This window comes from Petrotoga sp. SL27, assembly GCF_002924605.1.
Taxonomy (GTDB): Bacteria; Thermotogota; Thermotogae; order Petrotogales; family Petrotogaceae; genus Petrotoga; species Petrotoga sibirica.
The window spans coordinates 76,658-86,330 of sequence record NZ_JAIP01000009.1 but is presented as its reverse complement, the minus strand read 5'-3'; the positions used below and the strand labels follow the sequence as shown (position 1 = coordinate 86,330).

Below are 9,673 nucleotides of genomic sequence, written 5' to 3'. Positions count from 1 at the left end.
CGCGGCTCCTTGTTTCGTAGCAACAATAGCTGCACATTTATTTGCAAAATCTGCATATTCAGCAAGTTCTTCTACAGTAATGTTGGAAAGCTCATCTTTAGAAAAATCCTTTAATTTATACAAAATCCCTGCCATAAAAGAATCTCCACAACCCACAGTTTCAACAACCTTTACTTTATAACCTGGAACTCTTTCAATAATACCATCTTTATAAACTAAAGAACCTTGACTTCCTAAAGTCACGAACAAAATAGCACCTTCTTTGACAGAAAGGGTCATTATAGCTTCTTCAACATTCTTTTTCTCAGTTAAATAATACAAGTCATCATCACTCATTTTTAAGATATCAACCTTTTTAATTATACTTTTTACAAGACTGTTGTAATTTTCTCTATTCTTTATAAGAGACAATCTAATGTTTGGATCAAAAGAAGTTACCAAATCACCAGAAACAAAATTGTCGAACAATCTAGTCAAGGTACTTGATGTAGGTTCATCTATAAGGGCTATAGAACCAAAATGAAAGACATTAAATTTTTCATAATCTAAATTCTCTATATCTTTTAATTCTAATTTAGTATCTGCAGCATTATCTCTATAAAACTCATACTCAGCCTTTCCTTGGGCATCAACCGCCGCAAAGGCCAGACTGGTTTTCAACCCTTCAACCGTAAAAGCACAATCTGTGTTCACTCCATTTTGTTTTAAGTAATCAAATAGAAATTTACCAAATTCATCTTGAGATATCTTCGTTAAAAAAGAAACATCGGCACCTAATTTTGCAACCCCCACAGCTACATTAAAAGGAGATCCTCCAGGTCGCTTCTCAAAAAGCTCACTTTCTCCAAGACCTTTGTTTAGAGATTTTGATATAAAATCAAAGAGAATTTCACCCGCACAGAGAATAGCCATACATTACCTCCTATTCACCAACTATTTTCTCAATCTTTAAATAAATTTCTTCGCTAAGTTCCCAACTTCCTGCTTCAATATTTTCCAAAACATGCATCTCATCTTTTGAACCAGCGATAACTGTCGATACTTGTTTATGATGCAACAACCAATTAATAGCCATTTGAGACAAAGGTCTTCCAATTCTATTGGATAAAATCTTTAATTTCTCGACCTTTTCTACACTTTTAACAAAAAGCTCTCTATTCTTAAATATTTCATCCATAGCTCTAGGATCGTTCTTCGGAGGTTCATAATCCTTGGAAATCTTTCCGGTCAACAATCCTTTGGCAAGAGGACTGTATGGAATGACTGTTAAATCATACTTATCAACGACTGGAAACAAATCTTTTTCAACGTCTCTAACCAATAAGTTGTAATAATTTTGAGTGGATACAATATCAACATACTTTATCAACGTTTCAATTTGTTGTGCACTAAAGTTAGACACACCAATGTATCTAGCTTTTTTGCTATCTAAAATCTGTTGTAACGCCTCTGCAGTTTCTTCTAACGGAGTATTGGGATCGGGCCAATGAATTTGATATAAGTCTACATACTCACATTTTAGCCTTTTAAGAGAATCATCTATTTCTTTCAATACCCTTTCTTTTTTTAAATTATTCCTAATTCTTCCCCTTTGGTCCCATTCTAAACCACATTTAGTAGCTATGTAAACATCTTCTCTCTTTTTCCCTTTCAAAAATTCTCCAACTATTTCTTCGGATTGACCAAAACCGTAGACAGGGGCTGTATCAAAAAAGTTAACTCCATTGTCGTAAGCTAAGTTCAATATTTTAACGCCATTTTCCTTCTCAATTGGACCCCAATTTCCACCTAATTCCCAAGCTCCGTATCCTACAACAGATACGTTCATATCTGTCTTTCCAAACTTTTTGAATATCACAAAAACCACTCCTTTTATAATTTGATTCTTAACTTCAAATACTTCCTATAACCCTTGTTATTATTATACCATATCGAAAAATTCCTTAGTTTTTTCAAATAGATTCACAAATATGATAAAATTATGTATAAACAAAAAAATTAAAGGAGTTCACCTATTTTGAAACCTAAAAGTGTTATTATAACTATAATTTTTACTACTATCACAATTTTTGCTTTTTCGGAAAAACTTAATATCATTTTAGGCGAATATTACCCAGATGTGTACATAGATAATGGTAAATTAGAAGGCTTTGTGATTGATATTCTGAACGAAATAGAAAAAAACTCAGATTTGACCTTTGAAATAACGGTAAAAAATTGGACAGATGCATACGATACCTTTTTAAATGACGAAAATTACGACTTAATAGGACTAATAGCACCAACTTCAGAAAGAAAAATGAATTTGAAATTTTATAAAACCGTTATTTTTGTTGACTCATTCATACTGACCAAGTACGATAACAATCAAACATACGAAGAACTAAAAAAATATCCGGTTGGGGTTTTAAATGGGAGTTTTTTAATAGATGTTCTAAAAAACGAAGGATTTAAAGATATTAGAGTGTACCAAACAAATGAAAACGTCATATCAGATCTGCTGAACGAAAAATTATCTTCTGCTGCTATAGAAGATGAAAGAATAGTTTCACACTATATCATAGCAAACAATTTAAAACCTAACATCCGATATGTGAAAGTATTTGAATCGACACCTCTAACCTTTGCCTCCAAAAAGGACAGTGAAAAAGAAGAAGCCTTGCAGATATTTGAAAGTACCCTCAATAATTTTCTAAAAAGCGATGGTTTTGATCTAATTAAAAATTTATGGGTTGGAATAAGTACATCGTTGAGTGTTGAACGTCAAAAAAACATCAATAGATTGCTTATTATCTTGATAATAATTTTGATTAGTTCTATTGTTACTTTGGTTATCTTTTACTCTAGAAGTAGGGAAATGGTTAACATCATAAACAAATCAAATATCAAATTAAGAAACTCTTATAAAGAAATTAGTGATCTTAGCCATAAAAATAAAGAATTGAGTGAAAAACTGGTAAAGATGTATCAAATATTTTATTCTTTCATTGAAAGTGAAGACACAAAGACGATTTTGAATAATGCTATAGAAGGTTTAGTTAAATTGATACCAGAAGCCAAAGCAGGAAGCATAGGACTTATCACCGATCACCAATGGAAAATTTACGCCGCATATGGATTCAACAAAGAAATATACAATATCACCATACCATTAGAAAAAGTCATAAAGGTAGGAAAACACGTTCAAGAAGTTCATAATTTGGATTCATATAATGAAGATCTTTCAATGGAAAATACCAATATATTAACCAAATCTGGTGCAACTGATTTGGGAAGTAGCTTACTTATGGACTTATACAGCAAAGAAAGATTTATAGGTAACATCTCGGTAAATTCAAAAGAAAATAGGGAGTTTTCCAATATTTCAAAAGAAGTAATGGAAATATTCGGAAGATTGATTGAAATTTTTATTGATTTAAAATTTGAGGAAAGAGAGGCTATTGAGGCCTACAACTACTCTTTAAAAAAACTTAGTGATGTGGCAGAACGTTTTGATATGGAAACTTCTGAACATATGACCAGAATATGTGAAATAAGTTATGAAATAGCTAGGAATTTAGGTTTAGAAGAAAGTTTTGCTCAAGAGATAAAAACATATGCATACTATCATGATATTGGAAAGATACTTATACCCATTGAGATTTTAAGAAAGAAAGGTTCTTTAAACGATTCTGAATGGGAAGTGATGAAAAAACATACCGAATATGGGGCAGATATAATTGGAAATGCAGAAATTTTTAAAGTTGCAAAAAACATCGCACTTTATCATCACGAAAGATACGATGGAAGCGGATATCCTTGTGGTTTAAAAGGAGAAGAAATTCCGATTGAAGCTAGGATAGTTGCAGTTGCAGATGTATACGATGCACTTAGAAGCGAAAGGCCATATAAAAAATCTTTTTCACACGAAGAAAGTATGAAAATATTATTAGAAGGAGACGACAGGACTTCTCCAGAACATTTTGACCCTAAAGTATTAAAAGTGTTTGTCAAGATTGCAGAAAAGTTTAAAGATATGTACTAAAATAATTACATAAAAGTTAAAAAGGCAGAAAGAACAAGCATTTTGGAGAAAAAACGAGAAAAAACGAGATTTAGCCTTCTAATCGAAAATAATTGTCGATAATCGTCTTTAATCATCCATAATCGTCTTTTTTGACTCTTGATACTTTTACAAAGATGTGTTATGATACATATGGAAATTAGCACTCTTAATATTTGATTGCTAAAAGACAAAAATAAAAAAATGAAATAAAATAATTAAAATAAAAAAGGGGGTATCATTACATGACGGTGAAACCATTAGGAAACAGGCTACTCATTAAACCCATTACCGAAGAAAGAAAAACTGAAGGTGGTATAGTACTACCAGATTCAGCAAAAGAAAAACCTCAAAAAGCAGAAGTTAAAGAAGTAGGTAAACTCGAAGAAGATTATGATTTAAAAGCAGGAGACAAGGTGATCTTTTCTAAGTACGCAGGTACAGAGATAAAAATAGATGATGAGGATTACATCATTATCGATGTGGAAGACGTACTCGCAAAAGTAGAAGACTAAAAAACGGGAGGTGTTGAGATAAGATGGCAAAAATGTTAAAATTTAATGAAGATGCAAGAAGAGCTTTAGAAAGAGGCGTTAATACAGTTGCAGATGCTGTTAAAATAACTTTAGGACCTAAAGGAAGAAACGTGGTTTTAGAAAAGAGTTGGGGATCTCCAACTATCACAAATGATGGTGTTTCTATTGCTAAAGAAATTGAATTGAAAGATAAATTTGAAGCACTTGGAGCAGAGTTAGTCAAAGAGGTGGCTTCCAAAACAAATGATATTGCTGGAGACGGAACAACTACCGCTACAGTTTTAGCACAGTCTATGATTCAAGAAGGATTGAAAAATGTTGCAGCCGGCGCTAATCCAATATTAATGAGAAACGGTATCGCTAAGGCTACAGACAAAGCTGTAGAACAGATAAGAAATGCTAGCAGAAAGTTATCGAGCAAAGAAGACATTGCACATGTAGCTTCTATATCTGCTAACAACGAAGAGATTGGAAATATTATAGCAGAAGCTATGGACAAAGTGGGAGAGGATGGAGTTATAACCGTTGAAGACTCTAAAACGCTCGAAACATATGTCGAATTCACTGAAGGAATGCAATTTGATAGAGGATACATCTCTCCATATTTCGTCACAAACACAGAAAAAATGGAAGCAGAAATGAAAGAACCTTATATCTTAATTACAGATAAAAAAATCTCCGCTGTAAAATCAATAGTTCCAATTTTAGAAAAAGTCGCTCAAGCCGGAAAACCTTTAGTAATAATTGCTGAAGATGTAGAGGGCGAAGCTCTTTCTACTTTGGTTCTCAATAAGCTAAGAGGAACCTTGAATTCTGTAGCTGTTAAAGCTCCTGGTTTTGGAGACAGAAGAAAAGAAATGTTGCGAGACATTGCAATTTTAACTGGAGGTACGGTAATATCAGAAGAGGTTGGTCTTACCCTAGAAGATATTTCCATTAACGATCTTGGACAAGCCGATTTAGTAAGAGTAGCAAAAGAAGATACCATCATTGTTGGAGGAAAAGGTGAACCTACAGCAATAAAAGAGAGAATCGCACAAATAAAAGCTCAAATTGAAAACACAACTTCCGATTACGAAAAAGAGACATTACAGGAGAGATTGGCAAAATTATCTGGTGGTGTTGCTGTAATTAAAGCTGGAGCAGCTACAGAGACTGAGTTGAAAGAAAAGAAACATAGAATAGAAGATGCTTTATCTGCTACAAGAGCAGCTGTAGAAGAAGGAATAGTAGCTGGTGGAGGAGTAACATTACTCAGAGCAAAGAAAGCCGTTGAGGAATTTGCAAACACATTGTCAGGAGATGAAAAAATAGGTGCACAATTAGTAGCAAAATCTTTGGACGCTCCTGTAAAACAGATAATAAGAAATGCTGGTTTAGAACCTGCTATAATTATTGAAAAAATAGTTGAAAAAGACGATCCAAAATATGGATTTGATGTTCTAAAAGAAAAATACATAAACATGTTCGAGGCTGGAATAATCGATCCAACTAAAGTTACAAGAAGTGCTCTTCAAAATGCTGCATCGATTGCTTCCATGCTTCTAACAACAGAAGTTTTAGTAGCAGAAGAACCAAAAGAAGAAAAAGGTCCAGAAATGCCATCAACGCCAGATATGTACTAAATTTAGAAAGTAATAAAAATACGCCCTGAAAGGGGTTCAATGAAACAGGCGTGCCATTGAATATGGCACGTTTTTTTATGGTATAATAAAATAGTATGTTTTCCTAACAAAGAACGAGGTGAAAGCTTTGGCTGTAGTTTCCATATTATCTGGTTTGATTAGTATGGTGATATCTATAAAGGTCATAAAAAAAGTCCATTGGGCTATTCTTATTGCAACAATAGTAACCGCTCTAGTCTCATTGAATTTAAATTATATTGGTAGTAGTTTTCTACAGACTCTCACTCAAAGTGATTTTTACGAAGTGATAGCTGTTATTTTTGGAATATATCTTCTATCAGATACAATGAAAGCAAGTGGAAACTCACAAAAGTTTGCCAAAAACATAAGAGCATTATTTAATTCGAAACAAGCTGTCGGGTTGATACCTATGTTACTGGGGTTACTACCCATGCCGGGAGGGGCGATGTTCACAGCACCGATGGTTAAAGATATAGCCGATGAAAGTAACATTAATAGGGTTGAAGCTACGGCGATGAACTATTGGTTCAGGCACAGTATGGAATTTTTTTGGATACTGTATCCAGCATTGATTTTAGAAAGCGCTCTCACGGGAATAAGTTTAACAAAATTATTGTTAATACAACTTCCAATAGGTTTATTTGCAATTATCGGAGGTTGGCTCTACTTCAAAAAAGGGAAAATAAATATAAAAAAAGACAAAAAATTATGGAAAGAACTTTTTGAATCTATTCTTCCCATACTGATTATAATCATCGGCGTAATTGCTTCTTTACCTGGTTGGCTTGTTGTTTTAGCGATATCTTTAATATATACGTTTTATCAAAAAAACTACAAAGATCTACTAAATATTAGATGGGAAACTGTGTTGTTGTTATTGTTTGTTTTTTGGTACAAAAATTTTGTAACTGTGTCAAATTTATCCAACGATTTTGTAGAAAATCTAACTATGTGGGGAGTAAGTCCCTGGTGGATAATAATGATCTCTCCGATTATTATAGGATTGATAACTGGAATAACTCAGGCAGGTTTTGCGGTTACCATGCCGATAGCGTTGTCGTTCGTTGAAGCGGGATTTATTTCTTTGGTACCAGTTGCGATAACTACATATTTTTTCTCGGTATTAGGGGTTCTTCTATCACCAGTGCATCTATGTCTTTTACTTACATCAAGATATTTTGAAGTTGATATGTTTAGTGTTATAAAAAAAATAACCATTCCCGTTTTTTGTGCTATAATGGGATATATTGTAGTAGTACTATTTTTTATCTTTTGATCAAAAGGCGGAGGAATTTACATGAAAAAACGTTTTATACTTTTCTTAGTACTTATTCTTGTTTTTTCAAGCATAATTACCGCCGAAGATTCCGTAACTAAACAGAGTACCCCCACGACTAAGTTTACTCTCAATTTAGATGATTTAAGCAGAAACCTTGTTAAGCATAATACGAATTCTTCCTTAGATATAATTTCTAATTTTTTAACTACATATGATTATTACTTTCTTTTTGCAACACCTGTGGTGGGATACACAGTTGGTTATCTTACAGACGATTACAGGTTAAAAAAGGTATCTGAAGATGCTATTATATCTTCCGCTATTAGCGGTGGAATAGCCTTGCTAACAAAAATTGTCGCTGGCAGAGAAAGACCTTATGCTGAAGAAGGTTCACTTTCATTCAATCCCTTTGCTTCTATTACTCAAGGGGCAACTTATACTTCTTTCCCTTCCGGACATTCAACAATAGCCTGGTCGGTATATACTCCATATGCGAAAGAGTATGGCTGGTGGATATATATTATACCAACAAGTATATCGTTTTCTCGCATCTATGAAGATGTGCATTGGCTCTCAGACGTTGTAACTGGTTCTTTCCTGGGGTATTATACCGCCTCTTACGTCTATTATTTTTAAATTAAATATTTTTGTTTTTTAGATAATCTTGATACTTCTTCCAATCATTCAAAAATCTTTCAAGACCTATATCCGTCATGGGATGTTTGAACATTTTCTCAAGTACTTCAAAGGGCATAGTAACAACGTCTGCTCCAATTAACCCTGCTTCTAAAACATGCTGAGGGTGTCTTACGCTAGCCACTATAATTTTTGTTTCATATCCGTAATTGCTGAAGATAACTTCAATTTCTTGTACAATATCCATTCCGGTGTTTCCTATGTCATCCATTCTACCGATGAAAGGGCTCACGTATGTAGCTCCAGCTTTGGCTGCAAGAAGTGCTTGTAAAGGGCTAAAGACTAAAGTCGCGTTGGTCTTTATACCTTCCTTGGATAAAGTTTTTATCGCTTTTATTCCATCGGGAATCAAAGGTATTTTAACTACCACAAACTCACTTAAATTTGCTATTTCTCTGGCTTCTTTTACCATTCCTTCGTAATCTGTGGATACCACTTCGGCACTTACCGGGCCTTTTACGGTTTCACAAATTTCTTTGATTCTTTCTTCAAATACCGCATTCTCTTTTGAAACTAACGTTGGATTCGTTGTCACGCCATCAACTATTCCCCAAGTTACACCTTTTCTAATTTCCTCTATATTTGCGGTGTCTAAAAAAATCTCCATTTCTAAATTCCCTCCCTACTCTGATTTTTGTCATAACAATTATAGCATAATCAATTCTTCAATTTCTTTAAGATTATTTTATTCCTGCTCTTAACGAACAAACCCTCTTTTTGCATCTGTGAAAATGCCCTCGATAAAGAAGGCCTTGTTACACCGAATAAATTGGCTAACTCTTCTAAAGTTAGAGGTATATATAATTCGCTGGATTTATTTTGCTGATTGTAAAGATTTAAAAGATACATTGTGATCTTTTCTCTTATTGTATGAAAAGAATTTACCCGTAATTTTGCAGTTACGAACTGGAACTTTTCGCCTATATCTTCAAGAAAAGAAAGTAAAAGAGCATTGTTGCTTTGAAATAATCTTATTAAATCTCCTTTTTCAATATATAGCATAGCAACATCTTTGACAGCTAAAACATCGACAGGTAAGATATTATTTTTTGAAAATAATAAAGCTGAGGCTAAAACATCTGGAGATTTCATCCTTTCTACTTCTAAAATTTTCCCATTAAAATCAATCATTTCTGTGATAACTTCTCCATCGATTAAGATCATTAATTTTTCCACTTTTTCCCCAGAAGTATGGATAAGGGATCCTTTTGAAAATTTTTTAATTGAATAGCGAACACTACCAAAGATTTTCAGCAATTCAGCTTCTGAAAAATTCTTAAAGATTCTTAATTTGCCTATCTTATCTATATAGTTATCCACGATTCCCTCACCTCAAAATTTTAAAAAAACAAAGTACGTAACATTTGTTACTGACAAAATCACTCCGATTTAATTATACTTAAAATGAAAGGGAATTCAAAATTCTTTAAATAAAGGAAAGTTTCAGTGGTAAAAAAAATAAAATTTCAGATAG

General features: G+C 33.3%; 9 protein-coding genes. 5 read left to right on the top strand and 4 right to left on the bottom strand.

The window, feature by feature from the left end; translation table 11 throughout:
* Together AD60_RS03515 and AD60_RS03510 are read right to left on the bottom strand one after the other, a co-directional pair.
* Positions 1-912: carbohydrate kinase (locus AD60_RS03515; RefSeq protein WP_103927338.1), on the bottom strand; the 912-nt coding region annotated here is incomplete at its 3' end.
* Positions 913-922: 10 nt separating this feature from the next.
* Complete coding sequence (locus AD60_RS03510) at positions 923-1,858, bottom strand: aldo/keto reductase (RefSeq protein ID WP_103927337.1); 936 nt, start codon at positions 1,856-1,858, stop codon at positions 923-925.
* A 159-nt stretch (positions 1,859-2,017) separates the two neighbouring features.
* On the opposite strand from AD60_RS03510, the gene AD60_RS03505 reads away from it, so the two are divergent.
* From AD60_RS03505 to AD60_RS03485, 5 genes are all read left to right on the top strand, one after another.
* Positions 2,018-4,024: an HD domain-containing phosphohydrolase gene (locus AD60_RS03505; RefSeq protein ID WP_103927336.1), complete on the top strand. Its 2,007-nt coding sequence runs from the start codon at positions 2,018-2,020 to the stop codon at positions 4,022-4,024.
* A gap of 263 nt (positions 4,025-4,287) precedes the next feature.
* Positions 4,288-4,557, top strand: a complete 270-nt coding sequence (gene groES / locus AD60_RS03500; RefSeq protein WP_103066917.1) for a co-chaperone GroES — start codon at positions 4,288-4,290, stop codon at positions 4,555-4,557.
* Between the two features lie 23 nt (positions 4,558-4,580).
* A complete protein-coding gene (gene groL / locus AD60_RS03495; protein ID WP_103927335.1) occupies positions 4,581-6,203 on the top strand; it encodes a chaperonin GroEL in 1,623 nt (540 codons plus the stop codon).
* Between the two features lie 127 nt (positions 6,204-6,330).
* Positions 6,331-7,500 carry a DUF401 family protein gene (locus AD60_RS03490; RefSeq protein ID WP_103927334.1) on the top strand — a complete coding sequence of 390 codons (1,170 nt, stop codon included), beginning with the start codon at positions 6,331-6,333 and terminating at the stop codon, positions 7,498-7,500.
* A gap of 21 nt (positions 7,501-7,521) precedes the next feature.
* A complete protein-coding gene (locus AD60_RS03485; RefSeq protein WP_103927333.1) occupies positions 7,522-8,139 on the top strand; it encodes a phosphatase PAP2 family protein in 618 nt (205 codons plus the stop codon).
* A 1-nt stretch (position 8,140) separates the two neighbouring features.
* On the opposite strand, the gene fsa is transcribed toward AD60_RS03485, so the two are convergent.
* Together fsa and AD60_RS03475 are read right to left on the bottom strand one after the other, a co-directional pair.
* Positions 8,141-8,806 (bottom strand): fructose-6-phosphate aldolase, encoded by a 666-nt coding sequence (fsa, locus tag AD60_RS03480; RefSeq protein WP_103927332.1) that lies wholly within the window; start codon positions 8,804-8,806, stop codon positions 8,141-8,143.
* 50 nt (positions 8,807-8,856) lie between these two features.
* Positions 8,857-9,519, bottom strand: coding sequence for a Crp/Fnr family transcriptional regulator (locus AD60_RS03475; protein ID WP_103927331.1), 663 nt, complete (start codon positions 9,517-9,519; stop codon positions 8,857-8,859).
* Positions 9,520-9,673: the final 154 nt, after the last annotated feature.

What these genes read in the sequence shown, in the direction of transcription:
- groES (WP_103066917.1), top strand. Translation starts at nt 4,288, where the DNA reads ATGACGGTGAAACCATTAGGAAACAGGCTACTCATTAAACCCATTACC.
- groL (WP_103927335.1), top strand. Translation starts at nt 4,581, where the DNA reads ATGGCAAAAATGTTAAAATTTAATGAAGATGCAAGAAGAGCTTTAGAA.
- AD60_RS03485 (WP_103927333.1), top strand. Translation starts at nt 7,522, where the DNA reads ATGAAAAAACGTTTTATACTTTTCTTAGTACTTATTCTTGTTTTTTCA.
- fsa (WP_103927332.1), bottom strand. Translation starts at nt 8,806, where the DNA reads ATGGAGATTTTTTTAGACACCGCAAATATAGAGGAAATTAGAAAAGGT.